Annotated in this window: 22 protein-coding genes and 1 pseudogene; 4 read left to right on the top strand and 19 right to left on the bottom strand. The window is 36.2% G+C overall.

Annotated elements, in window-relative coordinates; genetic code table 11:
* Positions 1 to 119: 119 nt before the first annotated feature.
* The 4 genes from ACZ42C_RS03660 to ACZ42C_RS03645 all read right to left on the bottom strand — a co-directional run bounded on the left by ACZ42C_RS03660 (position 120) and on the right by ACZ42C_RS03645 (position 4,687).
* Positions 120 to 1,145, bottom strand: coding sequence for a flavin-containing monooxygenase (locus tag ACZ42C_RS03660; protein WP_461183495.1), 1,026 nt, complete (start codon positions 1,143 to 1,145; stop codon positions 120 to 122).
* Positions 1,146 to 1,173: 28 nt separating this feature from the next.
* Positions 1,174 to 1,788 (bottom strand): CadD family cadmium resistance transporter, encoded by a 615-nt coding sequence (locus ACZ42C_RS03655; RefSeq protein WP_461183494.1) that lies wholly within the window; start codon positions 1,786 to 1,788, stop codon positions 1,174 to 1,176.
* A gap of 132 nt (positions 1,789 to 1,920) precedes the next feature.
* Positions 1,921 to 4,326, bottom strand: a complete 2,406-nt coding sequence (locus ACZ42C_RS03650) for a heavy metal translocating P-type ATPase (RefSeq protein WP_461183493.1) — start codon at positions 4,324 to 4,326, stop codon at positions 1,921 to 1,923.
* Positions 4,319 to 4,687 (bottom strand): ArsR/SmtB family transcription factor, encoded by a 369-nt coding sequence (locus ACZ42C_RS03645; RefSeq protein ID WP_461183492.1) that lies wholly within the window; start codon positions 4,685 to 4,687, stop codon positions 4,319 to 4,321. The genes ACZ42C_RS03650 and ACZ42C_RS03645 overlap by 8 nt, the downstream gene beginning before the upstream one ends.
* Positions 4,688 to 5,524: 837 nt before the next feature.
* Here ACZ42C_RS03645 and ACZ42C_RS03640 point away from each other — a divergent pair.
* Both ACZ42C_RS03640 and ACZ42C_RS03635 read left to right on the top strand, forming a co-directional pair.
* Positions 5,525 to 6,268: a cytochrome c biogenesis CcdA family protein gene (locus ACZ42C_RS03640; protein ID WP_461183491.1), complete on the top strand. Its 744-nt coding sequence runs from the start codon at positions 5,525 to 5,527 to the stop codon at positions 6,266 to 6,268.
* A gap of 18 nt (positions 6,269 to 6,286) precedes the next feature.
* The gene (locus ACZ42C_RS03635; protein ID WP_461183490.1) at positions 6,287 to 6,877 is read left to right on the top strand and encodes a peroxiredoxin family protein; all 591 of its coding nucleotides are present in this window, start codon (positions 6,287 to 6,289) and stop codon (positions 6,875 to 6,877) included.
* 108 nt (positions 6,878 to 6,985) lie between these two features.
* Here ACZ42C_RS03635 and ACZ42C_RS03630 read toward each other — a convergent pair whose 3' ends face one another.
* The 13 genes and pseudogenes from ACZ42C_RS03630 to ACZ42C_RS03570 all read right to left on the bottom strand — a co-directional run.
* Complete coding sequence (locus ACZ42C_RS03630) at positions 6,986 to 8,296, bottom strand: murein hydrolase activator EnvC family protein (RefSeq protein WP_461183489.1); 1,311 nt, start codon at positions 8,294 to 8,296, stop codon at positions 6,986 to 6,988.
* A gap of 706 nt (positions 8,297 to 9,002) precedes the next feature.
* Positions 9,003 to 9,245 (bottom strand): amino acid decarboxylase, encoded by a 243-nt coding sequence (locus ACZ42C_RS03625; RefSeq protein WP_461183488.1) that lies wholly within the window; start codon positions 9,243 to 9,245, stop codon positions 9,003 to 9,005.
* A 69-nt stretch (positions 9,246 to 9,314) separates the two neighbouring features.
* Complete coding sequence (locus ACZ42C_RS03620; protein ID WP_464891325.1) at positions 9,315 to 9,830, bottom strand: QcrA and Rieske domain-containing protein; 516 nt, start codon at positions 9,828 to 9,830, stop codon at positions 9,315 to 9,317.
* Positions 9,831 to 9,924: 94 nt separating this feature from the next.
* Entirely contained in the window at positions 9,925 to 10,170 is a 246-nt protein-coding gene (locus ACZ42C_RS03615; protein WP_461183486.1) for a DUF2933 domain-containing protein, read from the bottom strand.
* 146 nt (positions 10,171 to 10,316) lie between these two features.
* Positions 10,317 to 10,574 carry a metal-sensitive transcriptional regulator gene (locus tag ACZ42C_RS03610; protein ID WP_461183485.1) on the bottom strand — a complete coding sequence of 86 codons (258 nt, stop codon included), beginning with the start codon at positions 10,572 to 10,574 and terminating at the stop codon, positions 10,317 to 10,319.
* Positions 10,575 to 10,945: 371 nt separating this feature from the next.
* Positions 10,946 to 11,161, bottom strand: coding sequence for a heavy-metal-associated domain-containing protein (locus ACZ42C_RS03605; RefSeq protein WP_461183484.1), 216 nt, complete (start codon positions 11,159 to 11,161; stop codon positions 10,946 to 10,948).
* Positions 11,162 to 11,206: 45 nt separating this feature from the next.
* Positions 11,207 to 13,666 carry a heavy metal translocating P-type ATPase gene (locus ACZ42C_RS03600; protein ID WP_461183483.1) on the bottom strand — a complete coding sequence of 820 codons (2,460 nt, stop codon included), beginning with the start codon at positions 13,664 to 13,666 and terminating at the stop codon, positions 11,207 to 11,209.
* Positions 13,667 to 13,681: 15 nt separating this feature from the next.
* Positions 13,682 to 13,897 carry a heavy-metal-associated domain-containing protein gene (locus ACZ42C_RS03595; protein WP_461183482.1) on the bottom strand — a complete coding sequence of 72 codons (216 nt, stop codon included), beginning with the start codon at positions 13,895 to 13,897 and terminating at the stop codon, positions 13,682 to 13,684.
* A gap of 18 nt (positions 13,898 to 13,915) precedes the next feature.
* Positions 13,916 to 14,374 carry a CopY/TcrY family copper transport repressor gene (locus ACZ42C_RS03590; protein WP_461183481.1) on the bottom strand — a complete coding sequence of 153 codons (459 nt, stop codon included), beginning with the start codon at positions 14,372 to 14,374 and terminating at the stop codon, positions 13,916 to 13,918.
* 290 nt (positions 14,375 to 14,664) lie between these two features.
* Positions 14,665 to 15,201, bottom strand: coding sequence for a CueP family metal-binding protein (locus ACZ42C_RS03585; protein ID WP_461183497.1), 537 nt, complete (start codon positions 15,199 to 15,201; stop codon positions 14,665 to 14,667).
* A gap of 229 nt (positions 15,202 to 15,430) precedes the next feature.
* Complete coding sequence (locus ACZ42C_RS03580) at positions 15,431 to 15,523, bottom strand: DUF2933 domain-containing protein (protein WP_461183480.1); 93 nt, start codon at positions 15,521 to 15,523, stop codon at positions 15,431 to 15,433.
* 358 nt (positions 15,524 to 15,881) lie between these two features.
* Positions 15,882 to 16,514 (bottom strand): nitrite/sulfite reductase domain-containing protein, encoded by a 633-nt coding sequence (locus tag ACZ42C_RS03575; RefSeq protein ID WP_461183479.1) that lies wholly within the window; start codon positions 16,512 to 16,514, stop codon positions 15,882 to 15,884.
* Between the two features lie 196 nt (positions 16,515 to 16,710).
* Positions 16,711 to 16,893, bottom strand: a pseudogene (locus ACZ42C_RS03570) (heavy metal translocating P-type ATPase); the annotation flags it as partial.
* 139 nt (positions 16,894 to 17,032) lie between these two features.
* On the opposite strand from ACZ42C_RS03570, the gene tnpA reads away from it, so the two are divergent.
* Positions 17,033 to 17,503 carry an IS200/IS605 family transposase gene (tnpA, locus tag ACZ42C_RS03565; protein ID WP_461183836.1) on the top strand — a complete coding sequence of 157 codons (471 nt, stop codon included), beginning with the start codon at positions 17,033 to 17,035 and terminating at the stop codon, positions 17,501 to 17,503.
* 15 nt (positions 17,504 to 17,518) lie between these two features.
* On the opposite strand, the gene ACZ42C_RS03560 is transcribed toward tnpA, so the two are convergent.
* Together ACZ42C_RS03560 and ACZ42C_RS03555 are read right to left on the bottom strand one after the other, a co-directional pair.
* Entirely contained in the window at positions 17,519 to 19,309 is a 1,791-nt protein-coding gene (locus ACZ42C_RS03560; protein ID WP_464891360.1) for a heavy metal translocating P-type ATPase, read from the bottom strand.
* A 490-nt stretch (positions 19,310 to 19,799) separates the two neighbouring features.
* A complete protein-coding gene (locus ACZ42C_RS03555; RefSeq protein ID WP_461181355.1) occupies positions 19,800 to 20,021 on the bottom strand; it encodes a hypothetical protein in 222 nt (73 codons plus the stop codon).
* Positions 20,022 to 20,264: 243 nt separating this feature from the next.
* Here ACZ42C_RS03555 and ACZ42C_RS03550 point away from each other — a divergent pair, with 243 nt between their 5' ends.
* Positions 20,265 to 20,591, top strand: coding sequence for a four-helix bundle copper-binding protein (locus tag ACZ42C_RS03550; protein WP_461181354.1), 327 nt, complete (start codon positions 20,265 to 20,267; stop codon positions 20,589 to 20,591).
* The last annotated feature ends 16 nt before the right edge of the window (positions 20,592 to 20,607 follow it).

The raw sequence follows: 20,607 nt of genomic DNA, 5'->3' as shown, positions 1-20,607 counted from the left end.
TGCTCAATTTTAGTGTAACATGTTTTTTTGAACTTCTTCACCCTTAAATGTTGACAGTTATTAGCTGGTATTGTTGAATGGTGAGGATTTTCATCTGAAAATCTAAAGGTAAGATTAAATCATTGTACAATTTTTTTAGCAATCCTATTAGCATCATCACTCACACCATAAATTAATGCTGAACTTCTTTTACTTTGCCAGCTCAAACCAATAAAATAGAGTCCTTTTTTGTTTGTGATTCCATAACGATGAATGGGGATTCCATATTCATTGGTGACCCCATCAATATCAATCCATGAATAATCATTACGATACCCAGTTGCCCAAATAATTGATGACACTTTCTTTGGAAACGAACCCTGAAAGTATGCTTGACCATCATTTACACTCTTGACACGTCCCAAAATCTCAACATGCTTTTTAACAATCTCATAATCATTCCCTATAATTGGATCTCTCTTTTGAAGGAACTTCCCTAGCATTGAATCAGAATTTGCTTTAGACACCCTCAAAAATTCAAACCACCAAAATATACTTCTACCTGCAATGCTTTGAGGTAATCTTTTTATCGGCTTACTTTTAGCAAGCAAAACAGAGTGAGTTCGGCTGAGTTCTGCAGCAATTTGAATACCTGTGTTTCCAGCACCGACAATTAAAACCTCTCCTTCAGGAATTTGTGAAGGGTTTTTATAATCAGATGCATGAATCATAAAAGAAATCGAATTATCATGTATTTTTGGAATAAAAGGATGATGAAAAGCTCCAGTAGCAATCACAATATGTTTTGCTGTATACCTTTGATTTTGAGTAAACACCAGGAACTTTTGGTCATTCTCTTGTGAGAGTTTTATAACTTTTTGATTGTAGTTCACAGGTAAATCGTTTTCTTCTTTAAAACGCTCCAGGTAATCTACAACTTCGTTCTTTAGCGGAAATCCATCCGGTTTTCCTTTTAACGAGAATCCATGTAATTGACTGTAATTCCTTGGAGTAAACAACTGCAAAGAATCATAGCGTTTTCGCCAAGATTCACCTGCCGATTCGTTTTCATCAAGAATTGTAAAACGCTTATTTTTCTTTTTTAATGCGTACCCCATAGCTAACCCTGCTTGCCCTCCGCCAACTATAATGATATCGTATTCCATGGAAACCTCCAATTAGGGATTCAATACTTTATAAAAGGGAAAATAGCGTGCTTATCGTACCGTTCTCATACATAATATATAACCCTAACCCTATAAATACGATAGGAACTATCCAACGTTCATATTTCTCAATTTTTTCCGACACCAAATCTATGGAAGCTAAGCGATAGCTGACATAGCATAAAACTCCAACCATAATGAAAAAAACAATAATAGCAACAATGATTTCAATCATATTTAACGCCGTAAAGTACGGTATATAAATGGAAAAATCATCCGCACTGGAAGCTAATACAATGAAAGTTACCGTCAAAAATAATTGATTAAATTTGCCTGAGGAAAATAAGGATAAAATGCTACTTTCATCTTCATCCTCTTCCCCTTTAATCCATATTTTTACACCTAAGTAAAGTGGTAAAAGTCCAAGTAGTCCTATAACCCATTGTTGAGGAATTAAATTTGCAACCCCCAGAGCAACTAAAAGACTTGCTCCTATAATAATTGCAGTCCCTATATATTGTCCTATCCAAATATGTTTTGCCTGACCTTTTTTTATTTGCGAAAACAATAGAATTAATATAACGAGATAATCAATTCCTGTCGCTACATAAACCGCAGCAGCTGTAAGTATTGTTGTAATCATTTTTCCAACTCCAATGTTTAGGGATAAGGGCTTTTCTTCAAATTGAAAAGCCCTTAAATGCAAATTTATATAGATATACTAAAAAATTTATTGGCAGGCGTGATTTATTTTTCTGTTTTAGACCTCTTAAACCTATTCATCTTCATCCACGCGCATAAGCCTTAAACCATTTAACGCTACTAAAAGAGTTGCACCCATATCCGAGAGAATAGCAATCCAAAGTGTTAACCAGCCCGGAATGACTAGAAGTAAGGCAATGAATTTAATAGCAATGGCAAAAGCTATGTTCCCCTTGATAATATTTAACGTTTTTCGGCTCAGTTTAACAGTAAAGGGAAGTTTCCTTAAATCATCACCCATTAAAGCAACATCTGCCGTTTCAAGTGCTGTATCAGTACCAGCTCCACCCATGGCTATCCCAACTGTAGAAGCTGCTAAGGCCGGAGCATCATTGACACCATCCCCCACCATAGCAACATGGTTATGCTCCGATTTTAATTGTTTAATTACATCCAATTTATCCTGTGGTAATAACTCTGATTGAACATCCGTTACGCCGACATGTTCACCTATCGCATTTGCAGTGCTATGATTGTCACCTGTAAGCATAACCGTTTTTTGAATTCCTGCTTGATGTAACTTTTGAATAACTTCCTTGCTTGATTCCCGCACTTCATCTGCAACAGCAATAATAGCTTCAATCTTATCCTCTGTCCCTGCGACCATAACTGTTTTTCCTTGCTTCTGAAGTGTTGCAACATCCTGTTCTATTGCCTTACTAAAATTAGATACCGATAACTCTTTAAATAATTTCGGATTTCCAATATAATACATCTTCCCATTTATCTTACCCATTATCCCTTTGCCCGTAATTGAAGAAAAGTCTTCTACGAGTATGTCAGAATAAGAAATATTATCACTGTCAGCTTTATTCATAATCGCTGACGCTAATGGGTGCCCGGAACGATATTCTAATGCAGTTATGATTGACAGCAGTCCTTGTTCATCTGTTTGATCTTCGATTACGCTATAATCTGTTACAACAGGAACACCTTTGGTGAGGGTACCTGTCTTATCAAAAGCGATAGCCTTCAATCCACCGATTTCTTCTAGGTAAACGCCACCTTTTACAAGGATACCTTTTTTCGCAGCATTTCCTATTGCAGAGACAATGGATATTGGAGTAGAAATAACCAACGCACAAGGGCAACCAACGACAAGAACAGCTAAACCTTGATAAATCCATGTTTCCCAACTTCCATCAAAAAAGAGAGGGGGGGCCACAGCAACTAGCGCTGCAATAATCATAATGATAGGAGTATAATATTTTGCAAACTTATCAACAAAAGCTTGGGCTGGCGCACGCTCGCCTTGCGCTTCCTCAACAAGATGAATAATTTTAGAAATCGTTGTATCTTCAACCAATTTTGTGATTTTTACTTCAAGCAATCCTTCTTCATTAAGCGTACCTGCAAAGACTTCATCTTCGACAGTTTTTTCAACAGGAACCGACTCACCTGTTATTGCTGCTTGGTTAATGGCAGAGTAGCCATTAACAATAATGCCATCCATCGCAATCTTTTGCCCTGGCTTAACAAGCATAATATCGCCAATCTCGATATCATTGACATGAACCTTTATTTTCTGTCCATTTCGTCTCACAAGTGCATCTTTGGGGGCAATATCCATCAATGAACTAATTGATTGTCTTGCTCGATCCATCGAGAACCGTTCTAAGGCTTCACTAAGGGCAAAGAGAATGACAACAATCGCAACTTCTGCCCATTCCCCTATAATAACGCCGCCGATAACGGCAATTGTCATAAGGGTCCGCATATCAAACTCTAACCGAACTAAATTTTGCAATCCTGTTTTAAAGAGTGATAGCCCACCAACAATCATTGATGTAATAAATAGCAGTGCAGTAACAATATTATCATTCCCATTAACGGACATGGAAAGAAAACCGAAAGCTATAAATAATACCGAATAAAGCAGCGTACTGTGCTTTTTATAAAATGGTACTTTGTCTTCCTGTTCTTTTTTTTCCTCACCCGGTTCTTCTGAGGATTTCTCAGGTACCACTTTAAGATTCTCAAAAGCACCTGCTTTTTCTAATTCCTCTACAGTCGTTTCACCATATACGGAAATTTTAGATGCTCCAAAATTGACTTTCGCATCTTGAACTTCCGGTAAATTCTTAACATTCTTCTCAAACTTTCTTGCACAGTTCGCGCATGAGAATCCTTCAACAAAATAAACATTTTTATCTTTTTTAACCTCAATCGGAGCTTGCCGCCTGGTTTTTTCTGGAGCTACTTTAAGATTCTCAAAAGCACCTGCTTTTTCTAATTCTTCTACAGTTGTCTCACCATAAACAGAGATTTTGGAAGCACCAAAATTGACTTTTGCATCCTCTACTCCTGGAATATCCTTAACATTTCTTTCAAATTTACCTGCACAATTTGCACATGAAAATCCCTGGACCCGATAGACGTTCATTTCTTCTTCCATTGGTTCTATCTTTTGTTCAGACATTGACCTTCACTTCTTTCTTATGTGTTAAGGCGATCATCATTATCTGCCTAATATGTTCATCATCTAACGAATAGAAAGCGAGTTTTCCTTCTTTTCTTAAGTTGACAACACCTTGCTTATAAAGCGTTCGTAAATGATGAGAAGCATTTGCTGCCGTAACACCTAAGATATTTGCTATATCACAAACACATAACTCTTCATCCTGACACAAAGCGTAGGTGATTTTTGCTCTGTTTTCATCAGCAATTGCCTTTAACATTTGGGTAACACCAGAAATATCAACTGTTTCTAAATCCCCTTGTATTCGATTAACCTTTTCTTCGTCATAACAAAAAATTTCACACGTATCTTTCTTACTCATATTACCACCCCATCATCATTCAAGTTTTTACTTGAATATAGTGTAAACTATTTTAAGCTTATTAGTCAAGTGAATATTTGAATGAAAAATAAAAAGAAGAATCGGGGTATGTACCCTAATTCTTCTTCAACTTTTTATTTATTTATTTGAAAAAGTTATTCCAGAATATGGCCCGATTGCGGCACAATGGCAATCGTCTTCAGTATAGAACTTTATTCCAAAGTAAACAATTATTTTTCCAAGTAAAGAACATTATTTCCATAGAACAGCGCGTTCAAATATCTTTAATATAATCAAACGCGCATAATTTTTAAACAACTTTATTGTAAATTGAACAACTTTATTTGTAATTAAACGACTTTATTGTAACACCACAAATGGATGTAAAAAGGCTATACAAATTTCTGCTATGGCTTCATCACAATTTAAACAGTTACCTTGGGTTACTTGTTACGGATTCAGGCGTCCAGTGATAATGTAATGGTTGATAAATTAACGTGCATTGCTTGTGATTATTGAACATGCATGATTAGGGCTAAAATAGTCATAATAAACATTATCAATCGAATAACTGCACCCTGTTCAGTATACTCATCTCCATTAAATCTTCATATTTACCCTATATTATTAAGGATAAAATCATTATACAATTTGGAGGATTACAATGAGAACAGCTTTTAAATTACTATCATCATAGTATGTTTTATTATGGGCTATATTTTTTACTAGCCCGTTTACAAAAGTATTTGGATATATGATGTCTTCATGGTTTATGGATCTTATTTTGATATTCTGTTTCATATTATTTATTAAAAACTATAGAAAGTGGGAATCATGATGACTGAGGCAGCTGATCTTACATTATGGCTAGCGTTTGGTGCAGGGATGCTTTCGTTTTTAAATCCTTGTACAGTACCACTTTATCCAGCATACTTATCATATATAACTGGGGTAAGTGTGAAAGAGCTGGAAGGTAATCATAATATAAAGGTTCGCAGCAAGTTATTAATTCACTCTGTTTTCTTTTTAATAGGAGTTTCGTTGGTGTTTATTAGTTTAGGTGCTGGTGCGTCATTTTTAGGCCAGTGGGTTCAAGGTATTCTAACGGGAGGTCTAGGAATTTTTATTCAGCGAATCGCAGGAATTTTTATAATTATAATGGGTCTGTTCGTTGCTGGCTGGCTTAATATAACTTTTTTTATGAAGGAAAGACGCTTTCGATTTGCAAAAAAACCTGCTGGTTATGTTGGGACTACTTTTGTAGGTGTCGGTTTTGCTACAGGCTGGACACCGTGTATTGGACCAATACTTGCTGCAATATTATTTCTAGCAGCAAGTAACCCTAATCAAGGTATGCTTTACACAGGTATGTACGTCATTGGCTTTGCATTACCATTTCTTACGCTTACCTTTTTTATCGGTTCAACAAAATGGATTGTGCGCTATAGTCAAGCTCTGATGAAAATGGGCGGGGTAATTATGATTGCGATGGGTTTGCTTTTATTTACAGGTCAAATGACTCGAATATCCGCATTCATGTTCGATTTAATAAAAGATACATGGTTGATTAATTTAGGATAATAAATGGAGGCATTAAAAATGAAGAAAACAATAATTATTTTGATCATAGCAGGAATGTTTTCTTGGGCTATTTATGACTTGACAAGTAATTCAAATGATGCTGCTACTTCTGGAACAAATGAATATGAAATTTCCGAAGAGACAAGTACCACCCCGAGCAACGAAGAAATTGAAGATTTCGACTCCATAGGCCTTCAAGTTGGAGATATGGCACCAGATTTTGAACTTACTACATTAGACGGAGAAACCATTAAGTTATCTGAGTTTCGTGGGCAACGTGTAATGTTGAACTTTTGGGCTGCCTGGTGTCCACCTTGTCGAACGGAGATGCCGGACATGCAAAAGTTTTATGAAAATAAAGATGTTGTTATTTTAGCAGTCAATTTAGTGGAGACAGAAAGTAGTAAAGAAAATGTAGAAAATTTTATTGCTGATTTTGGAATAACATTTCCAGTCTTATTAGATACAGATACGAAGGTAGGTAATTTATACCGAATCCAGCCAATTCCTACTTCGTATATGATTGATTCAAGTGGTCGCATTCAATATAAAGCCCTTGGGGCCTTGAACTATGAATTAATGGTTGAAGAATTTGAAAAGATGAAGTAGATACTATGGTTTTAGTGTAACATTTATAAAATGAAAGACAGAATAAAAGAAGAAGGCATTATCCCATGAAAAGGGTAATGCCTTTCTCTTTATTGCTGTGATCATTTATTAAGGTAAATACTGAAGTGGATTCTGCGGATTTTTATATCCTCCAGGATGAACCTCAAAGTGTAAGTGCGGCCCAGTAGATACTCCAGTATTTCCCATTTCTCCAATATTTTGTCCCTGGCTAACAGTTTGACCTGCAGATACAGAAATACTGTTTAAATGTGCATATAAAGTTGTATACGTTTGTCCACCAATCGTATGTGTAATCAAAATTGCATTTCCAAAGCCGCCCATAGTACCAGCAGAACTCACCACACCGGATGCGGCTGCTTTTACCGGCGTTCCTATAGGAGCCGCTATATCAACGCCACCATGCAATCTTTGTGTTCCGTAAACCGGATGTGTGCGATTTCCAAAATCAGATGTGAAAGTTCCGGATGCAGGCCAAATAAAGATCGCATCCCCGCCGCCTGTGCTGGTGGCTTGTACCCGCTGGTCAGCTTCTTCTTTCGCCTTTTGTTCCAAATTGCTTTTTTCCGATTCAGCAAGCTGTTTTGATTTTTCTACTGCTTCAGCTTGTGCGGCTATAAGTTCCTGCTCTTCCTCTAAAGAAAGCATTTCCTCTTCCAGGCTTTCATACTCTTCCTGCAGCTGTGCCATTAATGATTCTTTTTCTGCCATCTGCTCATCAAGTTGAGCCACTAATGCAACCAGCTCATCTTTTTGCTCTTCAAGAACAAGTTTTTTCTCTTCCACTTCTTCTTTGCTTGCTTCTACTTCAATTTTATTTTCTTCCAGTTCTTGTTTATCCCTGGTCTGCGCTTCCATGATTGATTTGTCCTGATCCATAATGGTGTTAACTGCAGTAGCTCTGCTAATAAAATCACCAAAACTTTGAGAACCAAGGATTACTTCTATGTAATTCATACTGCCACCGCTTTTTTGAATGGAGCGAAGCCTGTCTTTTAGTAATTCATCCCGCTTTTCAATTCTATTCTCAAGAACCTTGATTTGATCATTCAATTCTTCTATTCTATCTGCTAATTCTTGCAGTCTATTATTCGTGTCTGTAATTTCATTTTCCTTTTCTTCTATGTTTTTTGTTGTTTCCTGAAGACTGTGATTAATGTCATTAATCTCTTTTTCAACGTTACTCTGTTCACTTAAATTTTCATCAATATTCCCTTGGATTTCATCCCTGTTGCTTTTTATGTCATCTCTTTGATTCTCCAATTCCTGTCTTTCTTTTTCCAGTTCGCTAATCTTTTGATTTAAACTGTCAGTGGATTCCGCCTTCACCATATCTGTTTGAAATGCTCCTATAGTAATTGCAAGAACTACCGTAAGCATAACTGGAACAAATCTCTTCATTAACTCGCATTCCCCTTTCCCTGGATAACTTTTTTTCTCTAATAAGTTTTGTTTCTATTGATTTTGAAAGGACGAAGAATCTAAACTCTGTCCTGTTTGTTTTTATTTTTAGGTAAGTAAAGCATTCCTTGCCTCTCTATAAAATTTTCCATTTTGTGGTTTCCTATAATTCAACTAAACTTTTAAAAAATTGCGGACACTTATAACACTTCCCAAATGCCAATAATGTTGTAAATCTGAGATATCAGTTCCTTTCTATGTATTTTGAAAAAACAACGCAGAATCTTACATTCAGGCTCCCTGAATAATTCTTTATCATTATAACAATAAAATTGTCGATTTTTTGCTGATTTTACATTACGTTTATGTTTCAAAATAGAGGGTTTTGAAATATTATGTCATATAACGATTGTTTCAATAACATGTTGTCAGAAATCTCGATTTTAAAATAAAAAATGAGGAATAAAAGCAAGCAAGAGCCATAAGATATCCGGAGTTTTGTACAATAAATGACTATTTTCCCATTTTTAATAGAAATTACGAGGAAAAAGTGGATTATTGTTTCGAGATGAAGAAAAACTACTAAACGACCCTGCACTGGAAGTGCAGGGTTATTTAGATTATATCCTCCTAAAAAGTATACTATAAAAAGCAGTTACTCGGATGCTTAAAAAAATGAAGAACTGTTTAAAAATTACAATTCAATTTACTTTGTTGCAGTTAAATAATAATGATCTTCTTCTAGTTTGTTCGTAGACACTTTCAGACCCATCTCTTCTATTTTTTCAACTAAGGGTTGCGCTTTGTGAGGTACGTGAATTTCAAAAACTATACCAACATGCGCTTGGTCAATGAATTCAAGCACTTTATCACCTGGATGTTCTTTTTTCAAAGCCTGTTTACGCACATCAATAATTGCTAATTCCCCTTCCATCTTTACATCCAACATAAAATCTTCCCCGATCTATTGTCTAAATTGAAATATATTATAGAGTAAGCTTTCTATCGTTTTATAAATCTAACTATTTGAATTCTCTCTTTCTACGGGATTAAGAATGGAAATATATACATTGCCATCCTGTATATAAGAATCAAACGTATCTAATGGTCTAGGCGGTGGGCCACCGATATTGATTCCGTATTCATCATATTGACCGTCATGACATGGGCAATAAAATTGGACACCTTCATTTTTCATTTCCATATCAGCATCTCCTGCTATACAGCCTAGATGGGTACAAATTGGAGACATAATGAGCAACGAATTTTCTTCCTTGTTTTTATTGATGTACACAAACCCTTCCCTTTCCTGCTCGTACCAAGCATCTTGTATGGTCACCTTATAGGAAACTTTTTTCGGGAATTCTCCCTTTTCCAACTCTTCTAAAGGACCAAGATTTGCCATTGTGCTCGTATCAATACTTTTTTCATCATTATTACAGGCAGCGAGGCTTATAGGTAATATAGAAACAGCAAATAATCCAGCTGCTCCTTTTAGTGACTTACTGAGAAATTCTCGTCTGTTTGACACCATAAAAAATCTCCCCTTCCTAAGCTTTCAGTAGAAAGCGTTTATTCCAGGTGTGCATATTACTTCTAATTAAATCAGCTTTATATATACACACCTGTCAATGCTTGTTTAACTCCTGCTGCAGTGATTCATTTTGTCTCTTTAACAAATCCAGTTCTCCCTCAAGTTGTTTAACTTTATAACTGTCCATTCTTCCAACTTCATTAGATAGTTGCACTATTTCGTTTGTGTGATTATCATCATGTTTGCCATGGTTGCGCTGGCTTCCATGATTATGTCCTTTCATCATAAACATCATCATGATTGGACAGATTAGAAGTAATAATAGCAATCCCCATCCCAAAAAATCACCTCCAAAAGTTCAAATGAAAAAACTTTTACTAATTCTATATTTCAAAAAGCATATTCTCCTATACAATTTACTTTCAGTTACCACTGGTAATCCCTAATCCTTTTTGGCAGCACAAAACGATTTCTGCTCTTGTCATTTTACTTAACAAATTGTTTCACAACCAGGATGATTTCCTGGGTTTCTTTATCTCCATTTCCCTGATCAATTGCATTTACAATGCTCTCTCTTAAATATCCCTCCAACAGGATGATTCCTACACTTTTTGTTGCAGATTGTACAGCGAATATTTGCTGCACAATATCCATCCAGTACCGATCATTTTCAACCATTTTCTGAATACCTCTTAGTTGACCTTCAGCTCTTTTTAACCTAATCAAAATTTCATTATTTTTCATAGGTAACCCCTCCCGGTACCTCTCTATTGTATTTTTATAATAAAGCAAATTTATGAAGAAAATATCGATTTAGATTGGCAATTTTATGAACATGAATGACTTCCCAAAGTGCTTAATAGTACCTAAGGAATATTACTGTGTACTGAAGATCGGGATTTTGTAGAGTTAATTAATCACGACCATGTATATGTATGAAAGTTATGTTCTGGATAGTTTTTTTGTAAGTAATGAGGTTTTACTTATTTATAAAGGATGGTGTTTTACTGGCAGATCAAGATATTGTTTAAAATAATAGCAATGTTCATATGAGTAGCATGACAGCCTTCTTATTGAACTCCAATAAGAAGGCTGCCCTTTAAACTTATAAATGGTTAGGCATCTTTAATATCTACAACATTATATTTTAAGCCATCAAGTGAATCGTGGATTTCATTATCACTTACTTCATTTTGCCCTTTAATCACTGCACTTTTAGTTTCTCGATTCACTGTAGCTTTTTCCACTCCATCAATAGCTTGTAAATGTTTTTGTACACTATTTGCACATCCATCACAAGTCATACCTTCAATCGTTAATTTTTTTTGCATAATAAATTTCCCCTCTCATGAACTTTAAATTTATTTTTAATCCTTCTAAATTGTAGAAGGTTTAAATCGTTTTAATCTTAATGCGTTTAATAATACAGATACCGAGCTAAAACTCATTGCTGCAGCTGCAAACATCGGGCTCATTAGCGGTCCTCCGAACAGGAATAATGCACCCATGGCAACTGGAATACCTGCCGTGTTATAGGCAAACGCCCAGAATAAGTTTTGCCTGATATTTCTAATCGTAGATTTACTTAATTTTACGGCTGTTGGAACATCCATTAGATCGCTTCTCATGAGAACAATGTCAGCTGACTCCATGGCCACGTCCGTACCAGATCCAATGGCAATACCTACATCTGCCTGGGCAAGAGCCGGTGCGTCGTTAATTCCGTCTCCGACCATAGCTACTTTTCTGCCTTCATCCTGAAGTTTTTTTACTTCGTTCGCTTTATCTTCTGGCAACACTTCACTTAAGACCCTGTCGATACCAACCTGCTTAGCAATTGCTTCAGCAGTACGTTTGTTATCACCAGTTATCATGGCAACCTCAATCCCCATTTGGTGAAGTTTTTCAATGGCTTTTAAGCTGTTTTCTTTTACGATATCTGCTACAGCAATAATCCCTGCTATTTGATCGTTTATCGCTATATACATTGGTGTTTTTCCTTCATTAGCTAATTCATCTGACCTAGCAGCTAAATTATCCAGGGAAATGTTGCGATCATCCATCAGTTTTTTATTTCCCAATAACATGTTTTTATCTTTAATGGTCACTTCAATACCGTGACCAGGTATAGCATTAAAGCTATTCATTTTCAAAAGATCCAGTTCCTTATCCTCTGCTCCTTTAATAATTGCTTCTCCCAAAGGATGTTCAGAACCCTTTTCTGCTGATGCCGCTAACATTAATAATTCATCCTCGGAAATACCATTTGCAACTACAACATCCGTTACTTTTGGTTTACCTTCTGTAATGGTTCCAGTTTTATCAAAAACAATTGTTTGGAGCTTATGCGTTGTTTCCAGGGAAACACCACTTTTAATCAATATACCGTTCTCCGCACCCTTACCAGTTCCAATCATGATGGATGTTGGTGTCGCTAAACCAAGAGCACATGGACATGCGATAACCAATGTTGTGATAAAAATAGTTAAGGCAAAAAGCACTGGTTGACCACTTATATACCATACTAAACCCGCCAAAATAGCAAGCCCAATTACAATTGGAACAAAGTATCCTGAGATCACATCTGCCATTTTTGCAATAGGCGCTTTTGACCCTTGAGCATCCTCTACTAACTTAATTATTTGAGACAATGCAGTGTCTTTTCCTACTTTTGTTGCTTCATATTGAATGGTTCCATTTTTATTGATACTTGCTCCAATAATGTTATCCCCAATTGTTTTTTCTACTGGGATACTTTCACCAGTTAACATCGATTCATCTACTGCAGTCATACCTTCAATAACAATACCATCAACAGGCATTTTTTCTCCTGGCTTAACAATGATTGTGTCACCAACTATCACTTCATCGATTGATATTTCCAGTTCTTGCCCATTTCTTACGACAATCGCAGTTTTAGGTGCAAGACCCATTAATTTCTTAATTGCCTCTGATGTTTTTCCTTTTGTTAATGTTTCTAGATATTTCCCTAATGTAATTAAGGTTAATATTACCGCTGCTGTTTCAAAATATAGATCATCTGCAAAGCTTACGTTTCCTGCAAAAATCATAATTGCAGCAAATATACCATATATGAATGCTGCACCTGTTCCAACAGCAATTAAAGAGTCCATATTTGGGTGACCGCGAAATAGTGTTTTAAAACCAGAAGAATAAATGCTTCTACTCACGAAGACTACAGGTAACGTTAGTATAAACTGTATAATCACAAATCCTTCTGGGCTAACGACTGGGTCAATAATTCCAGGCAATGGTGCACCTACCAAATGACCCATCGCAATATATAGTAGGGGTGCAGTAAATAAAGCGGATATTAAAAATCTTTTCCAAAGATTTTTAATTGCTTTCTGTTTTTGTTCTCGATCTTCATCTACAGATTCAGATGAAGCTATATCTTCATGTGCTTCATATCCGGCATTTGAAACAGCATCCAGAATATCAGAAATCGAAACTGCAGAAGCATCATATTGAATATTCATTTTTTCTGTAGCTAAATTTACGTTTGACTGCAAAACACCATCTAGCTTTCTTGTTGCTTTTTCAACGGTTTGGACACAAGAAGCACAGGTCATGCCCGTAATAGCAAATGTTTTATCTTCGGTATCCGCCGGTGTCGCTTTATAACCTACTTTATCAACAGCTGCTTGAATATCCTGCATGGACACGGCATTTTCATCAAAATTTATGTTTAGTTTTTCTGTTGCCAGGTTAACATTCGATTCTGTAACACCTTGCAGTTTTTGAGTAGTTTTTTCAACTGTTTGTGCACAAGAAGCACAGGTCATTCCTTCAATGTTTAATGTTTTTGTTGACATTTATCTCACCCCCATTTAATTTGCGGACTCCGCCTCATAACCTGTATCACGAATTGTGTCTATTAACTTATTTAACGTTTGAGTGGTATCATCATGCTTTACCTTTACCAATCCTTTTTTTAAATTGACTGTTGCTTTTTCAACGCCTTTAAGTTGCTGCAGTGCCGATTCTATTTTGATTACACAAGAACCACAACTCATTCCGGTTACATTTAAAGTTACCTTTTCCATTGATATACACTCCTTATTTTAATGATGTTTTATATGATGATGTTCCTGACAATGACATTGACCTGGAATACAATTACATTCCACTTCCTCTACAGCCTCATTTTTCTTATTCTTCAAGACTTCTGTTAACATCTCCACATCTTCATGACTTAAAGTTGCCTCCGAAATCAAGTCAGCAATGGTTTTTCCCACTTCCTTACTACAGATGTGTTCAAATAATTCATCTGTAACATTTTTTAGACTTTCATCTTCACTGACTGTTGCAGTATAAAGGTAACGATTGCCTTTTGCCTCTGTATTCAGCATCCCTTTTTTTACTAAGCGACCAATAAAAGTTTTCGTCGTTGCTGGTTTCCAGTCTTTCTTCTCTTCTAATACTTCACTAATTTCCCTGCTGGTTACTTTTTTTAATGTCCAAACAACCCGCATCACTTCCCATTCTGAATCCGTAATTTTAGATTTGTCTTCTAGGATCATTAAAGCCCACCTCGTTTACAACTGTAATCGTCTTATAAATTAAGTTTACAACTGTAAACGATTTTTGTCAACCTAACTGTGATTTTTTCAAAAACCTGTCACTATTATATAGGTTTGTTCTTTCGTGAGTAGTGCTTCCTCCGTAATTTCACCAGGCTAAGATTAATAATAACAACTCATTAATGGCGTTTACTGTAGTGTTTCAAATCATTCAATAAAAAACGCTTACGAAATAAGTTGTTATTTCGTAAGCGTATATCAAAGCAAGTGGGTTTAAGCATCGATCTTTTTTAAGCACTAACTTCATCTGTTAATTGAATTGTAGTAATACAAGTGATATCTCCTTCAAATGTGGAAAAATTAGATTCCGCAGTTTTTTCTGCATTTGAAATCGTAACGTTATAGTTTTTGTTACGTGGCAGCCATAGATCAATAAATCCGTTCTCTTGAGACGTTATGGTTTCATCCACAACGATATTACCTTCCTCATCTTCAATATAAACTTCAAAGTCTTCTTCTACCATCTCACCCTGACAGCCGGTTAGGCTATGATCCGCACAAGGATGTGTTTGCTCTTCGTATGGTGCAATAGATACAAAAAATTCGTCTTCAGGCATTTCATAGACTGACTCACTGCCATCATTTTCGGTTACTATTAGTTCTTTGGATGTAACCGAAGCGTTTTCGGCTTGTACGTTACCTAATGTATAATCATCTACCAGCTTTTTAATATCTTGTACTTCCTCTATATCTTGATTAGCAGTATTATTTCTATCAGTCAATACAAATAATGCTATAAGTGCAACAACAGCAATCCCTATAATCATCATAATTTTTTTATTCAATTATATCAGCTCCTATATAATACTTAGGTTTTCATCTTGTATTATACCATTGAGTCTCAGTTAAATTTCAATCTGTCAATAAAATTCATGGTACAGTTTAAGAAAAGCAGTATTCCCCCTTTATCCAACAGCATTTTAATCAAAATAGTATGTTTTCTTATATTCCTTATTAGATTCTTTTTGTTTTTTCATGGTAATTAATGTTGTGATGTCAACCATGACTATGATGCCCTCCATGATTATGTCCTTTCACCATAAATATCATCATTATTGGACAAATAAGCAGTACAACATTAATCTCCATTCTATAAGTAAGCACCTCCAAAGGATATATTAATATTAATACAATCATTCATTAAATAATAACCTGTAATTTTCAAGAAAGTATGCATATATAATGGTATTTTTATGAACATCTCTATTGTGCATACCAAAATGCTTCGTTCTGAACAAATACCTTCATTGTCGTATAACCTGCCTTGATTGGAAGAGGTATTTTACTAACTACTTTACCTACTATCGATCATTAATGGCTGCCAGCGATATGATAAACAATAATCATACCAACTTTAAACAAAGAACAATGCCTGCCATTATTATTGTATGGGCGGGCATTGTTTTTCAATCCTCTTAATAAAACTATACCAGTGCAATTTATAATATCAAATAATCCCAATCTCTTCTTTTATTTGTTCAATACCAAACCGGTCTATAAACCGATAAAACTTCTCCCTTTTCTTACCATTCTCCCGATAAATATCCAAAATTTGCTCTACAAAATGATATAATTCCTCTGGATGAAGATCTCCTATAACCAGTTGTCCTGGTTTTGCCTTCCTTCCTTTGGAAAGACCGCCTATATATAATTCATACTTGTCTTCATCTTTCATCACGCCTATATCATTTATTAATGGTTCCCCACAGCCTATTGGACAACCGGTATAAGCGGGACGCAATGTAAATGGTACTTCCTGACCAGCAATGCGCCTATTTAATTCCTTAGCGACAGGCATCCCCTCTGCTTCTTCTCCTTTACAGAAGTTGCATGTACGAAGACTTTTTACATATTTACCTACTTTATAATAATACAATCCCACTTCATCAAAATTCCTTTTGGCTTCTTCCAATTCTTCCTCTGGGATTTGTACAATAAGTTGTTGTAAAGTGGTCAATTCTATTTCCTTTTCATCATCCAAATAATTTCCCAATACAACCAGTTGCTTTGGTTTGAGTTTTGCTCCAAAGCCTATTCCTCCATTTATAGCTAGTGGAATATATTTTTTGGCTTGCACCATTAACCTTCCCCTTTTTTAAAAATCTGTGCTCAATAAAAACATTATATCATACCCCCGTATAGTATCCAATGGTTTCTTGATAATTTCCGGGTAGTTATTCAACACTTATTGCAGTCTGGTACCTTTACAATTACAAATCCCCAGGGTGTATCAGTAGACATTAACCCTGGGGCTGTTGATTAAGACAACACTTAATTTAATCTTTTAATAACTGCGCATTAATCGCTACTATAATTGTACTTAAACTCATTAATACTGCTCCAGCTGCTGGACTAAGTATAATGCCAATAGGAGCTAAAACACCTGCAGCCAATGGAATGGCAAAAATGTTATACCCTGTTGCCCACCATAGGTTCTGAACCATTTTACGATATGTTTTTTATGATCTTTGAAAACCCCCGGCTATGCCGGGGGTTCCAGAGAGCTTCTAGCGTGGGGTCAAAAAAAGCCTCGCTTCATGGTAAGATTAGGTAGGTTTCCCGACCACCAAAATCTCACCATAGAAGGAGGCACGTCCAATGAAGGACAAGAATAGTTTAGCACACACGCAGTGGAGATGTAAGTACCATATAGTTTTTGCACCAAAATATAGAAGACAAATCATATATGGAAAATATAAAAGAAGTATAGGAGAAATAATCAGAGAACTCTGCGAAAGAAAAGGCGTTGAAATACACGAAGCAAATGCATGCAAAGACCACATTCATATGTTAGTTAGTATACCACCAAAATTGAGTGTGTCTCAATTCATGGGATACTTAAAAGGTAAAAGTAGTTTAATGATCTTTGACCGTCATGCGAATTTAAAGTATAGATATGGTAATCGAAAATTCTGGTGTCGAGGATTCTTTGTGGATACGGTGGGAAGAAATAAAAATCAAATTCAAGAGTATATACGAAATCAGCTTAGGGAGGATTACATGAGCGATCAATTAACATTATTTGAAGAATTTGATCCGTTCACCGGTAAGAAAAATAAAAAGAAATAAGAGATTCTTTAAGAATCAGTGAGTAAGTGTGGTGCAAAAGGGAAACCCATTCAGTGGGCCTTTTAGGCCGAGGCCGGTAACATAGGCTTTCAGCCGCAGAGCAAACCACCAGTTCACACTGGTGGTTTTGATTCTGGATAAATCCATTAAAGATACTACATCATTAGGATTACTCTTCACAAGCACTACATCCGCTGTTTCCATTGCCACATCTGTTCCTGCACCAATTGCAATTCCTAAATCAGCTGTCGCCAAAGCCGGGGCATCATTTACGCCATCACCGGTCATAGCAACTTTCCATCCTTTTTCCTGTATCTTTTTTACCTGGTTTGCCTTATCATCCGGCAAAACTTCAGCATACACTTCGTCGATACCTAATTGTTTCGCTACCCAGTTGGCAACCTTTTTATTATCTCCCGTTAACATAATGGAATGGACTCCATTTTCTTTTAAAGTTGCAATTGCCTCTTTTGCCGTATCACGAACGATGTCTGCTAACGCAATCATCCCGATCAATTCATCTTCAAGTAGAACGAATACGACGGTCTTTCCTTCTCCAGACATTTCATTAAACAACTTCTGATCATAACTCAAATTATTATTATTCACATAGCCCGGACTGACAACATTTACTCTCTTGCCGTCTACTTTCCCCTGAATGCCTTTTCCGGTAATGGATTCAAAATCTGTTACTTTACCTAACTGTACCTTTCTTTCTTTAGAAGAATTAACAATTCCACTTGCGATTGGATGTTCAGAGTTTTGCTCCAAACTTGCTGCAAACATGAGGACCTCCTCCTCATTGTAACCTTTACCGGGAACAATATCAGTTACACCAAATTCCCCTTTTGTCAGTGTACCTGTTTTATCAAAAACAACTGCATTCAGAATACGTGCCCCTTCGAAGTTCGCACGGTTACGAATTAACAACCCTTTTTTAGCAGAAATAGTGGTAGAAACCGCTACTACAAGCGGCGCTGCCAATCCAAGCGCATGGGGACATGTAATAACCATTACGGTCACCATTCTTTCAATGGCAACATCCAAAGAGTGGCCAAGCAGTAACCAAATAATCAAGGTTGCAAATCCGGCAAATAAAGCAAGATAAAATAACCATTTAGCTGCACGGTTCGTTAAATCCTGTGTTCTGGACTTTGACTCCTGCGCTTCTTTTACCAACGTTATAACCTGAGACAAATACGATTCTTCTCCGGTTTTTTCAACTTGTATTGTAAGAGAACCCTCATTATTAACCGAACCGCCGATTACTTCGTCTCCATTAAACTTTTCAACTGGTACGGATTCACCCGTAAGCATCGACTCATCTACGGCTGATTTCCCATCAGTGATGGTTCCGTCAACAGGAATCTTTTCACCTGGCTTTACAAGTACCCGATCATTATTTTTCAACTCCGATAAAGGAACATCTTTCACATTACCATTTTCATCTAAACGGTGTGCTTCATTTGGCATGAGTTTCACAAGTTGCTCCAATGCATTAGATGCACCCATCACAGAACGCATTTCAATCCAATGGCCCAATAACATAATGAGAATCAATGTAGCCAGTTCCCAAAACAGCTCATGACCGTCAAAGCCAAATACTACCGCGGTGCTGTATCCATATGCAACAGTAATCGCAAGTGCGATTAACGTCATCATTCCTGGATTTTTATCTTTTAATTCGCTGATTGCACCTGTGAAAAATGGCCAGCCACCATAAAAGAATACGATGGTTGATAATGCAAATAAAATATACATATCACCGGTAAAACGCCAATCGACTCCGATCCAGCCTTGAAGCATTGGTGATAAAGCAAGAATAGGAATGGTAATGATTAAAGAAATAAAGAATCTTTTCTTAAAATCTTCGACCATATCGCCATGATCATGGTGACCGTGGTGACCGTGACCTCCATGACTTCCGTGGTCATGCCTGCCATGACTGTGATGGCTGTCATTTTCTTCATGTTCATGATGTTTGTGATGTTCTTGGTGATCATGGTTATCTACATGATTGTGTGCATGATTATGGTGATCATGGTGTTCATGTTTATTGTGTGAATGTTTTTCATCCTCGTGTTTTGCCACTGCTATCACTCCTTGTATTTTTTATTGTTTATACATATTTTCTACTATGTATATCTTTCTAATTCCTACTGTAACACAATATACCCCTATAGGGTAATTTTAAACCTCAGCCTATGAAAAAATAGAACTATCGTAAATGATAGCTCTATTTTCCACTATATCGGCTAAGGTAAGGGGGATTTAGCCAATTGTATTAAGTTAAATCTTATATTTTGTTATTCATCAAAACTTCTTCATCACTTGAGCCATGACAACCCAGATACATCTGCTCCATTTGCTGCTCATTCATTTCCGGGTGCATTTCCTTCATAAATGGAAGCATTTCCTCAAAACTCCATCCATTTTCTGCACCGTTAGCATATACTGCATTACCTATACCTAAAACCAAAACGACAGCTATCCCAATGGATATTAGTTTCTTTTTCAATAATGGTATCCTCCTTTCCTTATGATTCGGCACAAACTAGAAGTAAAGACTCTTTCTTTATGATTAACTATATATTAAAACTTTCAAGAATTTATCAAGAAAAGGTTAATATTTGATGAAGTATACATATTTTTGTAAAAAAATTGTGCAGTTTTTATGGAGTTTTATTATTTCAGTTTATATTAAAAGATAATGGGTAACTTGTATTATGTAATCAAAAATCACTTAATGGAGGTATTATTAATGGCACATGAACAACATCAACAACTTTTGCAAACCTTGCATGAATGTATGACGGAGTGTAATCACTGTTATGATGCATGTTTAAAAGAGGACGACATTAAAATGATGGCTGAATGCATCAGACTGGACAGAGAATGTGCTGATATTTGTGCTTATTTAGAACAGGCAATTTCAAGGGGCACGCCATTTGTTTCTGAATTAGCTTCTGTATGTGCAACTATTTGTGAGGCGTGCGGGGATGAATGTAAGAAACATGATCATGATCACTGCCAAAAATGTGCGGATGCTTGCTTTAAATGTGCAGAAGCTTGCAGAAGTATCGCTTAACTTGTTAACTAAAGTT

The sequence above is a fragment of the Virgibacillus kimchii genome (assembly GCF_055379185.1).
This window is presented reverse-complemented; position numbering and strand designations above follow the sequence as displayed.